Annotated in this window: 22 protein-coding genes; 6 read left to right on the forward strand and 16 right to left on the reverse strand. The window is 48.6% G+C overall.

The features are described 5' to 3' along the window. Nucleotides 1-111: 2Fe-2S iron-sulfur cluster-binding protein (locus VIM87_RS16470; protein ID WP_331998070.1), on the reverse strand; the 111-nt coding region annotated here is incomplete at its 3' end. Nucleotides 112-315: 204 nt separating this feature from the next. Here VIM87_RS16470 and VIM87_RS16475 point away from each other — a divergent pair. Genes VIM87_RS16475 through VIM87_RS16485 form a run of 3 tightly spaced genes read left to right on the forward strand, consistent with a single transcriptional unit; the run spans nt 316 to nt 2,705 of the window. Continuing rightward, nucleotides 316-1,188 carry a lysophospholipid acyltransferase family protein gene (locus tag VIM87_RS16475; protein WP_331998053.1) on the forward strand — a complete coding sequence of 291 codons (873 nt, stop codon included), beginning with the start codon at nt 316-318 and terminating at the stop codon, nt 1,186-1,188. 23 nt (nt 1,189-1,211) lie between these two features. Beyond that, nucleotides 1,212-2,177: a fatty acid desaturase family protein gene (locus VIM87_RS16480; RefSeq protein WP_331998054.1), complete on the forward strand. Its 966-nt coding sequence runs from the start codon at nt 1,212-1,214 to the stop codon at nt 2,175-2,177. Nucleotides 2,178-2,228: 51 nt separating this feature from the next. Next, nucleotides 2,229-2,705, forward strand: a complete 477-nt coding sequence (locus VIM87_RS16485; RefSeq protein ID WP_331998055.1) for a MauE/DoxX family redox-associated membrane protein — start codon at nt 2,229-2,231, stop codon at nt 2,703-2,705. On the opposite strand, the gene VIM87_RS16490 is transcribed toward VIM87_RS16485, so the two are convergent. The 8 genes from VIM87_RS16490 to VIM87_RS16520 form a co-directional block, all read right to left on the reverse strand. Continuing rightward, nucleotides 2,680-3,309: a response regulator transcription factor gene (locus tag VIM87_RS16490; RefSeq protein WP_331998056.1), complete on the reverse strand. Its 630-nt coding sequence runs from the start codon at nt 3,307-3,309 to the stop codon at nt 2,680-2,682. The genes VIM87_RS16485 and VIM87_RS16490 overlap by 26 nt on opposite strands. Nucleotides 3,310-3,463: 154 nt before the next feature. Further along, nucleotides 3,464-4,687: a lanthionine synthetase C family protein gene (locus tag VIM87_RS16495; protein ID WP_331998057.1), complete on the reverse strand. Its 1,224-nt coding sequence runs from the start codon at nt 4,685-4,687 to the stop codon at nt 3,464-3,466. A 130-nt stretch (nt 4,688-4,817) separates the two neighbouring features. Beyond that, entirely contained in the window at nt 4,818-5,015 is a 198-nt protein-coding gene (locus VIM87_RS16500; protein ID WP_331998058.1) for a class I lanthipeptide, read from the reverse strand. A gap of 283 nt (nt 5,016-5,298) precedes the next feature. After that, complete coding sequence (locus VIM87_RS16505) at nt 5,299-5,481, reverse strand: class I lanthipeptide (RefSeq protein WP_331998059.1); 183 nt, start codon at nt 5,479-5,481, stop codon at nt 5,299-5,301. A 78-nt stretch (nt 5,482-5,559) separates the two neighbouring features. Further along, nucleotides 5,560-5,730: a class I lanthipeptide gene (locus VIM87_RS16510; protein WP_156093027.1), complete on the reverse strand. Its 171-nt coding sequence runs from the start codon at nt 5,728-5,730 to the stop codon at nt 5,560-5,562. A 50-nt stretch (nt 5,731-5,780) separates the two neighbouring features. Continuing rightward, the gene (locus tag VIM87_RS16515; protein WP_217602535.1) at nt 5,781-5,957 is read right to left on the reverse strand and encodes a class I lanthipeptide; all 177 of its coding nucleotides are present in this window, start codon (nt 5,955-5,957) and stop codon (nt 5,781-5,783) included. Between the two features lie 21 nt (nt 5,958-5,978). After that, on the reverse strand, nt 5,979-6,140 hold the full coding sequence (locus VIM87_RS31410; protein ID WP_202909339.1) for a class I lanthipeptide: 162 nt from the start codon (nt 6,138-6,140) through the stop codon (nt 5,979-5,981). Between the two features lie 48 nt (nt 6,141-6,188). Continuing rightward, nucleotides 6,189-6,368 (reverse strand): hypothetical protein, encoded by a 180-nt coding sequence (locus tag VIM87_RS16520; protein WP_143081116.1) that lies wholly within the window; start codon nt 6,366-6,368, stop codon nt 6,189-6,191. Nucleotides 6,369-6,569: 201 nt separating this feature from the next. Here VIM87_RS16520 and VIM87_RS16525 point away from each other — a divergent pair, with 201 nt between their 5' ends. The 3 genes from VIM87_RS16525 (at nt 6,570) to VIM87_RS16535 (ending at nt 11,393) form a co-directional block, all read left to right on the forward strand. Continuing rightward, nucleotides 6,570-9,734, forward strand: a complete 3,165-nt coding sequence (locus VIM87_RS16525) for a lantibiotic dehydratase (RefSeq protein ID WP_331998060.1) — start codon at nt 6,570-6,572, stop codon at nt 9,732-9,734. Then, on the forward strand, nt 9,715-10,152 hold the full coding sequence (locus VIM87_RS16530; RefSeq protein WP_331998061.1) for a cysteine peptidase family C39 domain-containing protein: 438 nt from the start codon (nt 9,715-9,717) through the stop codon (nt 10,150-10,152). The genes VIM87_RS16525 and VIM87_RS16530 overlap by 20 nt, the downstream gene beginning before the upstream one ends. Before the next feature lie 116 nt (nt 10,153-10,268). Beyond that, a complete protein-coding gene (locus VIM87_RS16535; protein WP_331998062.1) occupies nt 10,269-11,393 on the forward strand; it encodes a hypothetical protein in 1,125 nt (374 codons plus the stop codon). A 189-nt stretch (nt 11,394-11,582) separates the two neighbouring features. Here the strand turns inward: VIM87_RS16535 and VIM87_RS16540 are convergent, their stop codons facing one another. From VIM87_RS16540 to VIM87_RS16570, 7 genes are all read right to left on the reverse strand, one after another. Next, nucleotides 11,583-13,823, reverse strand: coding sequence for a GH92 family glycosyl hydrolase (locus VIM87_RS16540; RefSeq protein WP_331998063.1), 2,241 nt, complete (start codon nt 13,821-13,823; stop codon nt 11,583-11,585). Nucleotides 13,824-13,967: 144 nt separating this feature from the next. Continuing rightward, the gene (locus VIM87_RS16545; RefSeq protein WP_331998064.1) at nt 13,968-14,399 is read right to left on the reverse strand and encodes a response regulator; all 432 of its coding nucleotides are present in this window, start codon (nt 14,397-14,399) and stop codon (nt 13,968-13,970) included. A gap of 25 nt (nt 14,400-14,424) precedes the next feature. After that, nucleotides 14,425-16,056, reverse strand: coding sequence for an ATP-binding protein (locus tag VIM87_RS16550; RefSeq protein WP_331998065.1), 1,632 nt, complete (start codon nt 16,054-16,056; stop codon nt 14,425-14,427). After that, nucleotides 16,057-17,073: an ATP-binding protein gene (locus VIM87_RS16555; protein WP_331998066.1), complete on the reverse strand. Its 1,017-nt coding sequence runs from the start codon at nt 17,071-17,073 to the stop codon at nt 16,057-16,059. Continuing rightward, complete coding sequence (locus VIM87_RS16560) at nt 17,066-17,479, reverse strand: anti-sigma regulatory factor (protein WP_331998067.1); 414 nt, start codon at nt 17,477-17,479, stop codon at nt 17,066-17,068. Before VIM87_RS16560 ends, VIM87_RS16555 begins: the two co-directional genes overlap by 8 nt. Then, nucleotides 17,460-17,867, reverse strand: coding sequence for an STAS domain-containing protein (locus tag VIM87_RS16565; RefSeq protein WP_331998068.1), 408 nt, complete (start codon nt 17,865-17,867; stop codon nt 17,460-17,462). Before VIM87_RS16565 ends, VIM87_RS16560 begins: the two co-directional genes overlap by 20 nt. A 6-nt stretch (nt 17,868-17,873) precedes the next feature. Continuing rightward, nucleotides 17,874-18,395 (reverse strand): STAS domain-containing protein (locus VIM87_RS16570; protein ID WP_331998069.1); only part of this gene is annotated, 522 nt, incomplete at its 5' end.

The raw sequence follows: 18,395 nt of genomic DNA on the forward strand, positions 1-18,395 counted from the left end.
GCCGACCAGCACCGTACAGGCGCCGCAATCACCCTCATTACAGCCAATTTTAGTCCCGGTTAAATGCTGGTGATAACGGATAAAATCCAGCAGCAACATCCCGGGGGGCATATCGGTGTGTAAAAGGTTGTTATTGAGGAAGAAAGTTGTCAAAGTTTTGGGTTGCTGGTGTATTTAAATTTACCACAAATCGGGCAATTAAAGAACAGGGGCTAAAAGGGAGAAAAATATATGTTAATATTATCCCTATAATATGATTATTAATAAATAATATATTATTTTCACGCATTTACCGGAATTTACAACTTTAGTACATTGTCCCTATTCCTTTATTGGCTGGCGCTGCCATTCATTTACCTGGTATCGCTGCTGCCATTTCCGCTACTCTACCTACTATCAGACGGGGTGTACCTGTTGTTATACTACGTGGCCGGCTACCGGAAAAAAGTGGTTGTTCAGAATTTACGCAATGCCTTCCCGGATAAAACGGAGGCAGACATCAAAAAGATCAGCAAAGAATTTTACCGTTACTTCTGTGATCTTTTCCTGGAAACCTTTAAAACGCTCACTATCAGTAAAGGCGCCATGGTAAAGCATTGCAGCTTTCACCCGGACACGGTGGCCCTTTTTACCAAACTGGCGGCAGAAAATAAAAGCGCCATCCTGGTAATGGGACATAAAGGCAACTGGGAATGGGCGGGCAATACCTTCAGTATCCTTTGCCCGCAACAATTATACGTGATCTACCACCCGCTGGCGAATAAGCATTTTAACGGGTTGGTATACAACATGCGCACCCGCTTTGGCACCAAGTTAATTGCCATGCAGGATACCTTCCGGGATATGGTAAGCCACCGGAATGAAGTGAATGCCACGGCTTTTATTGCAGACCAGACGCCGCAGCCGCAAAATGCCCACTGGATGACCTTTTTGCACCAGGATACCCCGGTGTTCAAGGGTACGGAAAAGATAGCGCAGAAAATGAATAACCCGGTGGTGTATGTAACCGTACAGCGCATTAAACGGGGATATTATACCGTGCTGGCAGAGGTACTGGTAGAAAAGCCTGCAGGCACCGCCGACGGGGCTATTACGGAGCTGCATACCAGGCAGCTGGAAAAAGATATTATTACCCAACCGGCTACGTGGTTATGGTCGCACCGCCGTTGGAAACATAAACGCAACTAAAATTATTATTGTATTCCTATCCTATGCTAGAAGGTAAAGACCTTATATTGGCCACCAAGCCATATGCCACAGAAATCAGAGCTAAGAGCTGGTTATACACCATTTCCACGCTGCTTTTGCTGATCCTGTCATTAACCGGCACCATTATGCTGCCTTATCTGCTGCTAAGGATCTGCAGCAGCGTGCTGGCAGGGCTGCTGATCGTACGCATGTTCGTGATCTATCATGATCATCAGCACCATACCATTTTACACAATTCCGCCCTGGCCAATGCTATCATGACCGTGTTCGGCATTTATGTGCTGGCCCCCACCAGCATCTGGAAACGTTCCCACGACTATCATCATAAACATAATTCCAAATTATTCAGCGCGGATATTGGCTCTTATCCCATTTTCACGCGTAAGAAATTTTTATCGTTGCCGCCCAAACAGCAGCGGGCTTACCTGGCAACCCGCCACCCGCTTACCATTGCGCTGGGTTATTTTTCCATGTTCCTGCTGGGCATGTCATTAAGATCATTTATTTCCAGCCCCCGCAAACACCTGGATTCCTTGCTGGCCATGGTGCTGCACGTAGCGGCTATCGCCCTTACCGTTATATTCCTGGGCTGGCAGGCCGCCCTGCTGTTTATTTTTGTGCCCTTTTTTATTGCCTGCGGCATAGGCGCCTACCTGTTCTATGCACAGCATAATTTTCCCGGGGTGTCATTTAATACCAATGAAGACTGGTGTTACCATGATGCGGCCCTGCTTTCCTCCAGCTACCTTGTAATGAATCCTGTAATGGCCTGGTTTACAGGCAATATCGGTTATCATCATATTCACCACCTGAATGCGCGGATCCCGTTTTACCGCCTGCCGGAAGTGATGAAGGCCATCCCGGCCCTGCAAACACCTAAAACCACCTCTTTCCGGATCGGGGATATTTATGCCTGCCTGCGCCTGAAGGTGTGGGATGCCGACCGCAGGGAGATGGTAGGCGTATAAGTTGTTTGCCAGGAAAATTTTTCTTAGCTTAGGGTATACTCCAAAGGACACATGAAAAGACGTAACCTGTTAGCCATAATAGTTTTCCTGCTAACAATATTGTTTGCGTACGCGGCTGTGGTAAAGGCGCTGGCCTATGATAGATTTATTATGGACCTGGGCCAGTCGCCCCTGCTTACGAACATTAACAAACCTATGCTGGCAAAAGCTATACTGGGCTTTGAATTTTTAACGGTAGTGCTGCTGCACATCACCTCCACCAAAAAGTGGGGCTTGTATGCCGCTTTTTTCCAGCTGCTCATTTTCAGCGGGTATTTAACTACGCTGTATTTCTTTTATGCGCACATCCCTTACGCCGCCGATGGCATCCTGGGAAAGATCTCTTATCCCCTGCATATTGGATTTAATCTTGTTTGTACGCTGTTAGCCCTGGGCGGGGTGTTCCTGTTCAACAACATTCATAAAAGGCCCCAGCTGCGGGTGGTTTATAATGCACACGCGCTTACACCAGCAGTTGATTATCAATAGCGCATTTCACCAGCATGGCGGAATTGCGGGCATTCAGCTTAGCCAGTAAGTTCTTGCGGTGACTGTCTACCGTAGTAGCGCTGATAAACAGCTTTTCTGCAATTTCAGGATTCGTATATCCTTCTGCTATCAGCAGCAATATTTCCTTTTCCCTTTTGGTCAAATGCGGGTTACGCTGCCCGTTGGCAGGCTGCTCTGCCGGCTGTATGGCCTGCGCCGCCCCGGACGATAAATAGGTTTTACCGGCATGCACCAGGTGTATGGCCTGCAGCAGCTCCTCCTTATCCGCATTCTTCAACAGGTAGCCGCTGGCGCCACTATCCATCATGCTGCTTACATATTTACGTTCCTTAAAAGAGCTAAGGCCCAGCACCATAATACCGGGATAGCGGGCTTTAATGGTGGCACACAGGTCGCTGCCGCTAATGTCCGGCAGTATGCTGCCCATCAGGATCACATCTGTGCTGTGGTCCACCAAGAATGACAAACAGGACTGTCCGTTGCGGGTTTGGCCTACCAGCTCAATATCTGATTCGGAACGTAACAGGGAACGCAGCCCTTCCAGTACCAGTGGCTGGTCATCTACAAAATATAAGCGGATCATGGTTATTTCCAGTTTACTTAACGGTCTTAACAATTTGGCACAGTTAACAGATGTGCTAAGACGAGAATACAGGTTTAGATTAACTCTAGTAATATAGTAAAAACAGGGCTAATTTTCAGCAATTCTCTTTGTACTTGAAAAGATTAGTAAGGTGCTATGACAATAACAGGCAGCGGTCCCAGGCAGGCTGGGTTTGTGTATCTACTGCTGCGATCAGCGCCAGCCCCACCCCGGTAATACCTTCCAGCAGGTTATAACTGTTATGATAATCAGGGTGTGCAAAGAATTTATACCCGGCCAGTCCATCCTGCCAGGTGTTCAGCTCCAGCGTAGCCTGCAGCCATTTATCAGCGCCCTGCAGTAACAGCGCATCCTGGTTATGCAGCGCCATGCGCCGGTAAATGTGGGTAATGCCTGCGCTGCCGTGGCACAAACAGGCGTCGTGCACACTGCCATTCTTGGGGTTGCGCTGGTGTATGCTATGTTCAAAAATTGTGTATGCGGCCTGCTGGTATACGGGCTGGCCTATACGTATGCCGGTGCTCCATAAAGTAGCTGCCACGCTCAGGTCACCATAGCACCAGCCCAGGCGGCTTTGTGCGCCGTTAATAGCTTCATTGGCCTCGCCTACCAGTGGCGGGTAAATAGAGGTAAGGCCTTCTGCCGGTGGGTTCTGAATGGCCAGCAGCCATTGCAGGCTGCCTTCTATCAGGCGGCGGGTGGTTTCCACCTCAATACCTTTTTCGTGGATCATGCCCAGGATGGTAATAATAGCCGGCATGCCATGCGCCAGGCCCAGGTTAAAACAGCTTTGCCCGCGCTCCAGCTCTTCCCGGCTGGTAAGTGAAAAGCGGTCTTTCCAGCGTATGCCCTGCGCATCTGATACCGCGCTTTTTTCCAGCTGCTGCACCACCCCGCTTAAATATTTCACTGCTGTGGGATGCGGCAGGCGCTCTAAAAAATAAATGGCAGTACCTAAGCCCTGGTGCAGAAAATCGTAGTTGTTATCGCGCAGGTCCTCATCCATAAAGTTGCCCAGGATCTCGTCTGCTTCTTCAAAAATATCCTGCATCCCATCTCCTTCCGCAAAGCCGGCGTTGATGAGGTGCTGAATGCTCCATGCAATACCGGAAATGCCGCTGCAATGGGAAAGCATCATTTCCTGCTCAGACAGGGCCTGTATGCTTTTCAGCATTACGGTATGCACCTGTTTCAGGTATTTCTTTTTACCGGTAAGATAATAGTAGTAGGCGTAGAATAATGCGCAGCCGGTGTAACCGCTTAATAAGCCAGGGTTCCCGTCCTGTTGAATAAAGTTGTCCAATATGGGACTGATCTGTTGTAATACCTTGCCGGCCTGCTTTATATGGTTATTCATGATCTTAGATAGTGAACGGCCCGCCGTGATGGCGGACCGTTACCAATTTACTTAAAATAAGCTTTATAGCAGCAGCCTGCCTACCCGTTCAACGTAAAACAGCAGCAGGCTACCGGCTATGGAACCGTTCCTAGAAACGGCAGGAATCTTCGCTGCATACTTCTGCACCCTGGCTGATGTTATCTGTACAGATCCTCAGGCTGCATAGTACGCTGCAGGTGCCTGCGGTAAGGGCCATGCCGCCTTTTACCAGCTCCTGTTTGGATTTGCTTAAGCTGGCGATTTTAATTTTGCCCAGGCTCAGTTTTTTTTCTGATATCTTTTTCATGATGAGTTTTTTTAATAGTCCATGGTCCATAGTCGATGGCCCATGGCATTTTTCAATGTGAAAAATTTGCGAGTGAACCACAGTCCAAAGACCACGGTTGTTTTGCGTTGAGTGAAAGTTTACGTAAAACAGTCCGCTGTCCACAGCATTCTTTTGATGTAAAAAGCTTGAACTATTGAGGTATTAGATGGCGCACAGACCACGGTTGTTTTTCAGGAATGGCGCGCTATCAAACGATGGTCTGTCATCCATGGACAGTGGCCCCTCGTCCGTGATCCGTAGACTAATAACGGCAAATGTCCTGGCTGCAGTTCGGCGCTCCCTGGCTGAGGCAGGCGATAACGAAGGAAACGCATTGCGCGCTTTTACCTTGCCCGCCGCCTTTCAGCACTTCCTGTTTGGCATTGTTTAAGGTGGCGATCTTAATTTTTCCCAGGCTTAGTTTTTTTGTTGTTTGCTTTCTCATTACATACAGGTTTGTGTGCCGGGTCATTTAAAAAGGCCCGCCACGTACCGGGCGGACCTTTTTTATACAGGCAACACGTTAGAAAATACAGGAATCATCGCTGCAAATGGGCGCACCCTGGCTAATGCAGCTGATCTTAATAGAGGATGTTGTAGCCACACCACCTTTAACTGCTTCCTGCCTGGCTTTACTTAGGCTGGCAATCTTGATCTTTGCAAGACCCAGCTTTTTTGAAGGTTTACGTTTCATTGTTAAAATGATTTAAGATCCAACACTTCCTTGTTTACGTTCCAACAACATTATTGTTCCGGCGGCGGAGGGGTGATACAGGGCCGCGTGGGGCACAGTACACTGCAGGTGTTCATAAAAGTGACCAACATGGCTTCTCCGCCTTTGATCATTTCTTGTCTGGAGCGGCTCAGGCTGGCAATTTTTATCTTGCCCAGGTGCAGCTTTTTTAAAGGTTGTTTTTTCATGGTAACATCCTGTTTTTAAGGTTAATTTTCCCTTTCAGGGGGTGGGGGGCATTTGTAAAGGCTGCAGCCGGTGTAAGTAGGACGGAAGGCAGCGCCACCTTTACGGTTAGCTTGTTCTGACTGGCTTAATTTGGCAATTTTAATTTTGCCCAATGTCAATTTTTTCTCCATGCTTTTTTTCATGAGACTTACGGTTTAGCGTTATAAAATGAAAAATGAATCCGGTGATCGTTATGCACACAAAACCGTGTTACAGGCCACAAAGTCGCTGAAGCAAACGGTATCGCCCGGCGTAGTGCAAACCTGCACGGTGCGGATGTAAGCTTCTTTAGGACCGGTGGTAACGGTTTTGCTGAAAGATGAAATTTTAATTTTCTGCAGGAGCAGCTTCTTTGAGGGTGACGGTTTCATAGTAGCAAGATTTAGGTGGCAGTGGAATAACAGTGTATCTAAAAGTAAAGAAAAATAAAAGTCAGCCGCCCCCTGTAAAAAGGGGATTTTTGTAAATGATCCTGCTTTTTTCGAAGTAGATAAGTTAAAAATATCCCTGTTTAAGGGGATATCCGGCTTTATGCAAATGCGCTAATTTTCATTTTTTAATGATGATGCGTCATGATAGCTGCTAAAGATTTTTACCTGATAAGAACCCCCTTGTTACCCCTGCAATTCCTGGATCAGTTTAATGATATTCCCCTGTCTGCATTAAACGACCGGGTGAAAGAGATCTTTACACAACCTTATTTACTGGAAGCCATTTACATTGCTTCCCCGGAGCTGTGCCAGGAGCTGCAAAAGTGGCAACAGGGCCTTATCACCGGCGAAAAGGAAGTGAACAAGCTGGTGGCTGCGCTGTTCCGTTACATACTGCGCATGTGCACGCGCAGCACGCCCTATGGCTTATTTGCCGGCTGTGCAACCGGCCAGGTAGCTGCAGCTACCCGCGTGGAGCTGGCGCCTATGGAGCAGCACAAAAAACATTGCCGGCTGGATATGAACTACGTGGCAGAACTGGCCGCCATGATCACACAGCTGCCGGAAATACAGCAACAGCTCACCTATGTGCCTAATAATTCATTATACCAGATAGGCAACGCTTACCGCTATGCCTCATTTACGGTAAAGAATAAGTTCCGGCATTATGATCTTACCTCCGTGAACTGTACCGATTATTTGGATGCTATTTTAGAAACGGCAAAGCAGGGCGCTACCATTGCGCAATTATGTGAAAGCATTGTGAGCGATGATATTACTACAGGCGAAGCACGTGAATTTATACAGGAGCTGATAGACAGCCAGATCCTGGTAAGCGAGCTGGAACCCACCGTTACCGGCGAAGAGTTTTTTAACCACCTCATTCATAAGCTGGCCACGCTGCAAAATACGGAAGCCATTACCGCAGCGCTCCAAAACATCCGCCAGCTGTTACAGGCCCCCGGCGCCAGCATTGATAAATACCTGCAAACACACGCGCTGGTAAAACAGCTGCTGCCGGATACCAATAGTAAAGACCTGGTACAAACAGACCTGTTCCTGGCTACACAGCATAATACGCTTAGCCAAACAGTTATTAATAATATTCAACAGGAAATTATTCCACTCTGGAAACTAAGCCGCCGTAATAATAATCCTGACCTGCAACAATTTTCCCAGGCCTTCCGGGAACGTTACGAGGAACAGGAAATACCCCTGAACATTGCGCTGGATGCAGAAGCCGGCATAGGATACGCCGGCCATACCGGCGGGCAGGCGGACCATACGCCGCTGGTAGATGATATTTATGTAAATCAAAAAACTACAGGCAGTAGTTCCATTTCCTGGGGTAAGCTGCAGGACTTTCAGCTCAAACAGCTGCATGAATGCCTGCGCAACCATCAAACGGAAATTGTATTAACTGATAAAGACCTGGATGAGCTGAAAGAAACCGATACGCCGGACCTTCCCTACAGTATGTACCTGATGGGCAGCCTGCTGGGCAAAAGCGCTGCGGATATAGATGCCGGTGATTACCTGTTTGAGCTAAGCACCTGCAACGGCCCTTCTGCCGCCAATTTGCTGGGCCGCTTCTGCCATGGCGATACCTTATTAACCGACCAGGTAAAGAACTGTTTACAGGAAGAAGCCGGCCAGCACCCGGATTATATTTATGCTGAAGTGATACACCTGCCGGAAGCCCGGGCAGGCAACATTTTGCTGCGCCCCCAGCTGCGTGAGTATGAAATTGTGTACCTGGGTAATGGCAGCGTACCGGAAGACCACCAGCTACCGCTTGCCGACCTGATGGTAAGCGTGCAGAATAATACGATTGTGCTGCGCTCCAAAAAGCTGAACAAGCGGGTGATACCGCGTTTGAGCACCGCCCATAACTACCGCGCAGGCGGTTTGCCCGCTTACAAATTCCTGTGCGACCTGCAGTTCCAGCAGCTGCACTCCGGCCTTTACTGGAGCTGGGAGCACCTGGGGCAGGAGCCCTTTTTACCCCGGGTACGTTATGGAAAGATCATCCTGAGCAAATGCACCTGGCATTTACATAAAAAAGATTACCCGGAGCTAACGGATAAAAATATAAAACCGGATTACGCTGCGCTGTTTGGTAAAATACGCAAACAGTGGAACCTGCCGCGTTTTTTAGTGATCGCGGAAGGCGATAATGAATTGTTCATAGACCTGGACAATGCTGCCTGCCTGCAGCTGCTGGCCACTACGCTTATTAAAAAAGAGCATGTAAAGCTGCAGGAATTTTTAAACACCGCCGACCTGGGCTGGGTAACCAGCGCACAGGGCACTTACACCAACGAGGTGATCATACCCATGCACCGCGCAGCCGCCAAAGCCACGCCGGTAAATACTTCCACGGCTGCTGAAGCCAGGCAGCCGGCTTTACCGGCCCGCCGTTTTGTTACCGGCAGTGAATGGCTATACGTAAAAATCTATTGCGGCACCAGCAGCGCAGAACGCATTTTAAAAACCGTGATCAAACCCTTAACGGAGGAGCTGGTAGCAGCAGGCGCCATTGATCAATGGTTCTTTTTACGGTATAGCGATCCGGAGCATCATATCCGTATCCGCTTTCACCATGCCACGGATAGGGATTTCTGGAAAACGGTGCTGGAAAAATTATATACCATGCTGCAGCCGGACCTGGACAGCGGCGCTGTACACAAGCTGCAAACCGATACCTACGAGCGGGAAATTGAACGCTATGGCGCTGCCACCATGGAGCTGAGCGAAGCGCTTTTTTATTACGACAGCCAGGCTGTTATTGATTGTATAGACCTGCTGGAAGGTGAGGAAGGTGAAAGCTACCGCTGGCTGCTGGCAGCCCGCGGTATTGATATGCTGCTGCAGGATGCAGGTTACGACCTGCCGGCCAAAGCGGCCCTGTTAAAGCGTATGCAGCAAAGCTTTTTCCAGGAGTTTGGCGGCGATAAAGCCCTGCAAACCCAGCTGAATGATAAGCACCGGGAGCATATGCGGCAGCTTGGCAGCTTTCTGGAGCCACAGCAGGATGCAGAAAATGCCATTGAAGAAGTGATCGCTATTTTCACCTTACGCTCCATGCGCAATACCGCTGCCCTGCAAAAAGCGGCACAGCCGGTACACGAACAGCTTTCCAGCTATATACATATGTTCCTGAACCGTATGCTGCTCTCCAACCAGCGCAAACATGAGCTGGTGATCTACCATTTCATGAGCCGCTATTATGAATCACAGCTGGCCATTCAAAAAAAGAAACAGCAACAGCCATTACCCAGCAAACATGGACTTTCCAATTTATAGACAGCTAGCACAAATGGATTGCGGCCCTACCTGTTTACGGATGGTGGCCCGGCACTACGGTAAAACCTATACGCCGGAAAGCCTGCGGCAGTTTGTTACCATTGACCATGACGGCACCTCCCTGCTGCACCTGCGGCTGGCGGCCGAACAAATGGGATTCAACACCCTGGCAGCTTCCGTTACCTTTGAGCAGCTGGACCAGGAAACGCCCCTGCCCTGCATTATACTCTGGAACCGCAACCATTTTGTGGTAATACCCCCGCAGGACTATAACAGCGGGCAGCCCGGCAGCCAGATCCTGATGGCCGACCCGGAAAAAGGGCTGGTAGCAATAGACAAAGCCACTTTTCTCGAGGGCTGGCTCGAGGACCATGACCAGGGCGTGGTGCTGATGCTGGAACCCGGCAAGGCTTTTTAATCCCGGATCACTCCCCTCAAGAATAAAACGGCCCGCGCGGAAATATTGCATAATTTAGTGAGTACGGAAGCGTTTATACCATTAGTTAGATTATCAGTTATTCAATCCACTCACACATGAAAAGGATTTTAGTATTGGCCGCGCTCATTTTTCCATTGATCGTCAGCGCACAGGTAAAGCTGTCGGAAGCCGTGGCCGAAGATTTTTCTACCAAAGCAGCAGAGAAGTTCCAGCAGAAGAATGATCCCCTCCTGGTATTTGTAGCCGATCAGATGTCGCGCAGTGGCGCCGGCGGCCTGGAAATAGATAAAACCATGACGGAGCTGAAAAAGGACCCAGCGGCCCTGGATGCAGCCCTGAAATACGTGTACCAGTTCAGTGATTGTAACCGGCAGCAGCTGATCGCCAACCTGCGCGCCATGAACCTGCAAACCAACAACGTGTTCCCGTTGGCTACCTATACAGTAAATAAATTTAAAGGGGAGGCCAAAGCCCTTACAGAAGAAAAAGCAGCCCTGATCAAATCCGGTGAATTTGCCACGGTAGCTCCCGGCACACCACCGGCCGCACCTGCCCAGCCGCAACCGGCTACTTCTACCGCCCCCACCGGGCAGCCGGTAACACCCGGTACCAGCGCCCAGGAAACCAGCGCCCCTGCTACGGCTGCCACGACACCGACTGCGGCCACGCCCGCTGCACCAGCCGCGCCGGCAGCAGACCCGTACGACTGGGATGTGCGTAATATTTTTCCCTTAACCAGCCCTGAGCAGCTGGCGGAAAAATTTGGGAAGGAAAATGTAGCAGCCCGCCCGGCGCAGGACCTGGAAGGTAATGACCTGGGAACCGGCTACTATGTGTTCCCCGACACGGATAATGAAATGGAAGTAGTATTTAAAGAAGATAAAAGCAAGCTCGTAACCTTTACCCATGAGCACTCCAAATGGAAATCGCCCTTTGGTATTAAACCCGGCGATCCGCTGGAAAAGCTGGTGAAGATCAACGGCCGTGCGTTCCGCATCAATGGTTTCGACTGGACCAACGGCGGTATGATCGATAGCTGGGACGGTGGCGCTATGGATAAAAAAGGCGTAACCCTGCAGCTAAAAGCTAATAATACCGGTGATCCGAAACAATATGACCAGGTAACCGGCGATAAAAAAGTAAGATCAGACCAGGCCGCGCTGAAGAAGCTGGATGTGGTGGTGGAGAAAGTTTCTTTCCAGACAGCGCCGCAGCAGTAACGTATTTTAAAATGTAAAATTATAAATGTAAAATTTCAAATGTAAAAGTGAAATGCCGCGATAACGGGTACAGACCCCATGTTCGCGGCATTTCACTTTTGCATTTATCTCGTTCATAAAGTCTTTTCAATGGTCTCTATGAACCTCCTTCGTCGGTTTATGATTTAAAATTTTACATTTTACATTCGTTTATTTACCCCATGCTTTATTAGGTACCGGCCCCATTTCCAATACCAGCTGGCCGCCATTCATCAGCTCATCGTGCGTAAACCAGGGCGTATTCAGCACCTTGCCGTTCATAGTAGCCCGCTGAATATATTTATTGGTAACAGAACAGTTCCTGGCTGTAAGCGTAAACTTCTTACCATTTGGCAGGTCAATGGTTACTTTGCTGAACACCGGGCTGCCTATAGTGTACAGCGGCAAGCCGGGTGTAAGCGGGTAAAAGCCCATGGAAGAAAATACCACAAAGGCCATCATACCACCGCCATCTTCATCGCCGGGCACTCCAAAGATGTTATCCTTAAACCACACATCCAGCAGTAAGCGTATATGCTTCTGCGTTTTCCAGGGCGCATCCGTAAAGTTGTACAGGTAAGGGATGTGAAAGCTGGGCTCATTACCCATGGAGTACTGGCCTACCAAACCCGTAGCATCAGGGAACTTAGCCCAGAAGGCATATTTGGAACGGTCCAGCCCTTCGCGGAAAAGCTGGTCCAGCCGGTCTTCAAAAGGTTTTTTGCCACCCATTAAAGCAATCAGGCCCGGTACATCCTGCTGCACCTGCCACATATAGGTCCAGCCATTATTTTCATCATAATAATCACGGCCGCCCATGCCACCGTCGAACTTAGGATCTATATTGATCCAGCTGCCCTTTTCATCTTTAGGTAAAAAGAACTGCCGCTCATTGTTCCAGAGGTGCTTATAGTTCATGCCTCGTTTGGAGAACTGCGTATAGTCATCCTGTTTATTAAGGTCTTTAGCCAGCTGGCCCAAAGCCCAGTCGTCATAGCTATGCCCCAGTGTAATGGCTACCGCCTGCCGCTTTTCAAAATCATGCGCCTTAGGTTCTGTTTCCTTTTCACCGGGGTGCAGGGCCGGGAAGTAACCATGCTCATAATAAAAATCATCCAGCCGGGTTTTATCGCCATTTTCCCAGGGCAGCATAGTGGCACTGGTGGCGTTCTTACGCATACCTTCATACGCCTTTTGCACATCAAAATTGCGCAGCCCTTTGCGGTAAGCATCTAAAAATATAATGGAAGAATGGAACCCGTTCATACAGGGATTGTCGCCAAACAAAAGCGGGAAGGTTGGCACCCAGCCGCTTTGCTCATACATGCGTACGTAAGACTGCAGCATGTCTTCCTCCACCTTGGGGTTAATGATCATGCGCAGTGGATGCAGGGCCAGGTAAGTATCCCATGACCAGTCATCCACATAAAAAGGACGCGCATCTTTATTCACCTGCTTATTATAACCGCTGTAGTACTGGCCGTCTTCCGTTATGTTCACCATTCTTTCATAACAGCGGTACAATGCAGTGTAGAAAGAGCGTCTTTGCGCAGTGGTGCCGCCTTCTACCTTTATCTGGCCCATGGCTGCTGCCCATAGTTTTTTACCATTGGCAGCTACTGCTTCAAAGCTGGGCCGGCTGATCTCTTCCTCATAATTCTTTTTAGCCTGCGCTGCGCTTACATAACTGATGGCGTATTTAAATTCAACGGTTTTGGTGGCAGCCGGGAAGCTGATCACGGATCTTACATGCTGCCCGCTGTTTTCTGTACCTGCCTGCAGCTGCCCGTTGTCCCATATACCGGTGGCGCCGCCGGTGCTGAACCGGCCATAGAGGTATACCTTAATCTCATCGTGGTAGGTTTCTATACCTGTTAGCTCCTTATCCGATAAAAATTTATACTCCGATGGGCCATCATTATACACGCCCAGTAAAAGCGCCTTATCGCCGGCAGCGGGGAAGGTGAACCGGTAAATGCCGGTTCTGGCGCCGGGCGTAAACTCCACCTTTACCTCATCATCTACCAGCCAGGTGCTGTAGTACCAGGGCCGGGTAATTTCCTGGTCGTAGGTAAGCCGTGCGCGCCAGCTTTCTTTGGTAACTGGTTTTACCACCGGCTTCAGGGAAAATACTTCTCCCATGCGGTGGGAAACAATGTTCAGCGGAAAGCCGGAGACCTGATCATCCAGGAAATCTTTCCGCATAGGCGCCATGCGTATCATCTGGTTGGGCAGCTGCACCGTAGGGCGGGTGGGTTCCAGCAGCTGGCCCACATTCCCAATGGTAGGATCTACATAATCAAGATTGCTGCCGGCCGCAGTAGCGCCGTTCAATGGTGTTTGCTGCGCATGGATGGCAGTATACAGGCACACCTGTGCCCCTAAAAGGAATACCAGTTGCTTCATGTTCATGGAAAACAAGTCATTTAACTAAAAACCGGGTGCAAGAAACATTTATAGCACTAACAGCGCCCTTAACAGCTGCACTAACCGGGAAAATATTTTTCATTACCGGGTAAAAATACGCACAAACCCTATTGGCAGGTATATAAAATGTTAATCCTTTGAGGGAGATCCGGCCTTGCTTAGCTCATTGCATAAATTATAGAAGTGCTTAACAACATCTACCGTTTGGGTATAGGAAATAGGTTTTATTACATAGGAATGTGCGCCTAAAGCCAGGCACTCATCCCGCTCAATAGGGTTCAGGGAGGTGGAGAAAATAATAACGGGAATACCGGCAAACGTTCCATTTCCCTTTAAGAAACGCAGGGTTTGCGTACCGTTCATTTTCGGCATGTTCAGGTCCAGGATAATAAGGGAAGGTAACAGGGGGGCGCTTTGCTGCAGGTATTTCACGGCTTCTTCCCCGTTCTCTTCAAAATGGATCATAGCGCCGTAGCCCAGATCTTCAAAGGTATCTTTAATGATCTGGCGGTCTTCCGCATCGTCATCCACCATCATAATTTTAGGAAATCCTTTTTCCATAGATAATACTATCAGTTATTCGCATTTATTGGTTGAGTGGTAAGGTGATCCTGAAAGTGGCGCCCTCATTTACTTTGCCGGAGGCGGTGATGGCCCCGTTATGCAAAGCAACGATCTTCCTGCAAATGGCTAAGCCCAAACCGGTGCCTTTATATTTATCCCCGGTATGCAGGCGCTGAAAAAGCGTGAACATTTTGGGCAGATACTTTTCATCAAACCCTATTCCATTATCCTTAATAAAGATCTCCAGGTAATGGGTGTTTAAGCGGTTGGTAACCTGGATCTGCGGCCGCTGATCGTTCTTGGAATATTTCAGGGAGTTGTTGATGATATTGCCGAACAGCTGGCGGATCATGCTTTCATCGGCATCAATAGAGGGCAGGGCCGTGATCTCAATATTGGCTTCCTTTTCCCGGATCATGATCTCCAGGTCCTGCAGGGTGTCCTGTATTACGTGGTTGAGGTTAATGTGCCGGTACTCCACCTGTTTTTTCTCTACCTGGGAAAAGGCCAGCAGGTCGTGGATCAGGTTACGCATACGGTGCGAGGCGGATAACATGCCCTTCAGGTAGTCCTTTCCTTTATCATCTATTTTATCGGCGTATTTATTCAGGAAGTAATCACTGTAAAAGCTGATCTTGCGAATAGGCTCCTGCAGGTCGTGAGAGGCTACAAAGGCAAACTGCTGCAGCTCCTGGTTGCTGCGGTTCAGCTCAGAAATATTGTCTTCCAGCAAAGTTTGATTCTCTTTTAACTGGGTTTGCGCCTCCTGCAGCGCCTTATTATTTTCCAGGGTTTGCTCCACTACCTTTTGCGCATGTATATCTACCAGGTAACCGATCCAGTACAGGAGTTGTCCTTTATCATCTTTCAGGGGCGATAATGCGGCCAGGTGCCAGTAGTATTCCTTTTCATTTATATGCCGCAGGCGGCACTGGGCCTTTATGGCAGAAGCGCCGGCAGTGATCCGGTGCGTCAGTAAAAGGCTAAAGGCATCATAGTCGGCTGCATGCACCACATCCCTCCATTTAGTTTGGTTCAGCTGCGCAATGGTTTGCCCGGTAAAGTTGTACAGCCATTCATTGGCATAGATCAGCTCACCCTGCAGGTTCAATGAAAAAATAATGATGGGTAAAGTATCGGTCAGTGTTTTATACTGGCTTTCATTCTCCTGTAGCTTTTGCGACAGCTCCTGCAGCAGCTCGTTCTTTCGCTTCAGCTCCTCATAGGGGGAAATGGCCGGCTCATTGCGGAACATATTCCGCCAGTCATCTATCTTTTGGTGGTCTATTTTTTCTGCGGCCGGTAAGGCATAGTAAAGCTCTACGGATGTTTCTTTACCGATGGTGGTAATGCTGTATTTATTCACCAGGCGCTTGGCATATTCCAGTCCCTGGTTGGATTGTACACTATGCGCTTCATCTGTAACACGGGCTACAATATACCGTTCCCGTTTCTGAGCAGATACACTTAAGACCAGGTAACCATTCTGCCCATGCTCGATAGCATTCCTGGACACTTCAGATACTGCGGTGGCAAAAGTGGTTTGAGCGGAAAGGGACAGCCCCGCCAGCTCTGCCAGTTTCATGGACCGCTTATGCGCCAGGATCAGATCCATTTCATTACTAAGCGTAACTTTTACCAGGTCCAGCATCATTTATATATTTATTTTACAAGCAGCAATAGACATATCATCATTATTACGCGCAAAATCTTTTAACAGGGCGGCGGCTATCACCGTAAGATCATAGCGGAGCACATTCGGGTAACGGAGCAGGTCCCAGCGCGATTTAATTCCATCGCTGCACATGATCAGGTGCTGTCCTTTTTCATATGCTATTTCCTGGTCCTTCATGGTATTGGGAATATTTAACCCGATAATACCATTATATGCTAAATAACTTTTTGAGAAGGCAACACCCTGCAGCTTGGTGAGAATGTTGCCAATACCACAGATGCTCCATTTCTTTTCCTTCAGGTCAAATACCACCACTGTACCTACCAGGCCCCTTGTTCTTTTTACTTCCCGGTGTATGAAACGCAGGTTTTCCAGCGGACTGTGGTCCGGACAGATCCTGAACGCCTCAATGGCGGCCTGCACGGCTTTTTGTGCATCCGGTCCATGGCCTAAGCCATCTCCAAGGAACAGCTTAATATATTCTTTGGTCTCTTTATAATGGAATCCGTCTCCACAGGCGGTTTCACCCGGTTTAGGTACGATCAGGGAGCGGATCTCAATATTCTTAGGTTTGGCATTGGCCGGTAATGCTTTATTGAAAATAGCACAGTGCAAAATGGTGCCCCATCCTTTTAAAGAATAGATCTGAAATTTGTTGGACAGGCGTTTTATGGAACCCAGGCCGTGCCCTAATGTGTTGGCAGTGGAATGGCCGTCCGCCATCATCTTTGGAACATCCGCCATGCCGGGGCCACTGTCAATGGAGATCAGCTCAATACCCTGCTGATGATCTTCTTCCACCAGCTTTACCAGCAGCTCCCCATCCGTGGCATATTTGGCAAGATTAGAAACAATCTCTGCCACCACAATATCTATCTCCCCTAATTTTTTTGCCGTAAATCCCGCGCCGGCTGCCAGGGAATGGATCTCTTTCTTTAGTATCGCAAAGTAGCTCCTGTCGGTTGCCTTAAAGCGAAGATGAACTGCATTAACCATTTTTCCATTTAGTAATGGTAACCGTAGTACCCTTGCCTACAGCACTCTTAATATCGAATTCACTGACCAGGCGTTTGGCGCCGGGCAGGCCCAGTCCTAAGCTCCGGCCGGTGGAATAACCGTCTTTCATAGCCAGCTCCACATCTTTTATACCAGGTCCTTTATCTATAAAAGATAAACGGATGCCGTTCTCCCTTCCTTTGCTTACTACTTCTATTATGGTATTGCCGCCATTGCTGTATTTAAGCATATTACGTACCAACTCCGAAGCGGCCGTTATCAGCTTTGTCTGGTTCACCAGGCTCATACCGATCTTAACGGCATACTCCTTTACGCGGTTACGGAACGGCACTACATCCTGTTCCTTCTGAATGATCATTGAATCTTTAGTCAGTACTACTATCATCGTGTTCTTCCTCCTCTGTGGTGTCTTCTAAAGAACCGATTTTCCTGTGTAACAATTCCATTCCCCTTTCTACGTTCAATGCCGTGCTTACGCCTTTCAGCTCCAGGCCCAGCTCTACCAGGGTAATGGCCACTGCAGGCTGCATTCCCACCACCACAGTTTCAGCATCCATGATCTTGCTCATATTACCAATGTTACCAATAATGCGGCCCATAAATGAGTCTACTATAGATAGCGCTGATATATCGATCAACACACCCCTTGCTCCGGTTTTGCTTACCATCTGCACCAGGTCACTTTCTAAATTCAGGGCCAAACGGTCATACAAATCTACCTGGATAGTCACAAGCAGAAATTTGCCCATTTGGAGAACAGGTATCCTATCCATATTCAATTACAAACTGTTTTTTTCTTTTACTGATGTTTTCCTTACTTCTAACTGCAGCACGGCAAAAGCATATCTTAAGGCGCTGGCCAAAGTTGCCTTAGTAATAATATTGGAGAGATCAATACCCAGGTGCACCACGGTTTGTGCAATTTCGGGGCGTATACCGCTGATAATGCAATCCGCACCCATCAGGCGTGTTGCCGCAACGGTTTTAATCAGGTGTTGGGCTACCAACGAATCCACAGCCGGCACACCGGATATATCCAGGATGGCGATGCTGCTACCTGTTGCTACGATCTCATTCAGCAGATTTTCCATTACCACCTGTGTACGGGAGCTATCCAAAGTGCCGATGATAGGTAAGGCCAATATACCATCCCATACGCGGATCACAGGCGTAGAGATCTCCGTGATCTCATCTGTCTGGCGAAGGATCACTTCTTCCCTTCCCTTGATAAAAGTCTCAAAAGTGGTAACGCCAAAACTATCTATGAGTTTACTGATCTTCATTGAAATTGTGAACAATGC

This window comes from Chitinophaga sp., assembly GCF_036569125.1.
Taxonomy (GTDB): Bacteria; Bacteroidota; Bacteroidia; order Chitinophagales; family Chitinophagaceae; genus Chitinophaga.

Excerpts from the sequence above, each read along its gene's own strand:
- VIM87_RS31410 (WP_202909339.1), bottom strand. The coding sequence starts at position 6,140 with ATGAAAAAAAGCATGGAGAAAAAATTGACATTGGGCAAAATTAAAATT.
- VIM87_RS16510 (WP_156093027.1), bottom strand. The coding sequence starts at position 5,730 with ATGAAACGTAAACCTTCAAAAAAGCTGGGTCTTGCAAAGATCAAGATT.
- VIM87_RS16560 (WP_331998067.1), bottom strand. The coding sequence starts at position 17,479 with ATGATAGTAGTACTGACTAAAGATTCAATGATCATTCAGAAGGAACAG.
- VIM87_RS16520 (WP_143081116.1), bottom strand. The coding sequence starts at position 6,368 with ATGAAACCGTCACCCTCAAAGAAGCTGCTCCTGCAGAAAATTAAAATT.
- VIM87_RS16485 (WP_331998055.1), top strand. The coding sequence starts at position 2,229 with ATGAAAAGACGTAACCTGTTAGCCATAATAGTTTTCCTGCTAACAATA.
- VIM87_RS16495 (WP_331998057.1), bottom strand. The coding sequence starts at position 4,687 with ATGAATAACCATATAAAGCAGGCCGGCAAGGTATTACAACAGATCAGT.
- VIM87_RS16500 (WP_331998058.1), bottom strand. The coding sequence starts at position 5,015 with ATGAAAAAGATATCAGAAAAAAAACTGAGCCTGGGCAAAATTAAAATC.
- VIM87_RS16540 (WP_331998063.1), bottom strand. The coding sequence starts at position 13,823 with ATGAACATGAAGCAACTGGTATTCCTTTTAGGGGCACAGGTGTGCCTG.
- VIM87_RS16515 (WP_217602535.1), bottom strand. The coding sequence starts at position 5,957 with ATGAAAAAACAACCTTTAAAAAAGCTGCACCTGGGCAAGATAAAAATT.
- VIM87_RS16525 (WP_331998060.1), top strand. The coding sequence starts at position 6,570 with ATGATAGCTGCTAAAGATTTTTACCTGATAAGAACCCCCTTGTTACCC.
- VIM87_RS16555 (WP_331998066.1), bottom strand. The coding sequence starts at position 17,073 with ATGGTTAATGCAGTTCATCTTCGCTTTAAGGCAACCGACAGGAGCTAC.
- VIM87_RS16480 (WP_331998054.1), top strand. The coding sequence starts at position 1,212 with ATGCTAGAAGGTAAAGACCTTATATTGGCCACCAAGCCATATGCCACA.
- VIM87_RS16490 (WP_331998056.1), bottom strand. The coding sequence starts at position 3,309 with ATGATCCGCTTATATTTTGTAGATGACCAGCCACTGGTACTGGAAGGG.
- VIM87_RS16530 (WP_331998061.1), top strand. The coding sequence starts at position 9,715 with ATGGACTTTCCAATTTATAGACAGCTAGCACAAATGGATTGCGGCCCT.
- VIM87_RS16535 (WP_331998062.1), top strand. The coding sequence starts at position 10,269 with ATGAAAAGGATTTTAGTATTGGCCGCGCTCATTTTTCCATTGATCGTC.
- VIM87_RS16545 (WP_331998064.1), bottom strand. The coding sequence starts at position 14,399 with ATGGAAAAAGGATTTCCTAAAATTATGATGGTGGATGACGATGCGGAA.
- VIM87_RS16550 (WP_331998065.1), bottom strand. The coding sequence starts at position 16,056 with ATGATGCTGGACCTGGTAAAAGTTACGCTTAGTAATGAAATGGATCTG.
- VIM87_RS16565 (WP_331998068.1), bottom strand. The coding sequence starts at position 17,867 with ATGGATAGGATACCTGTTCTCCAAATGGGCAAATTTCTGCTTGTGACT.
- VIM87_RS16505 (WP_331998059.1), bottom strand. The coding sequence starts at position 5,481 with ATGAGAAAGCAAACAACAAAAAAACTAAGCCTGGGAAAAATTAAGATC.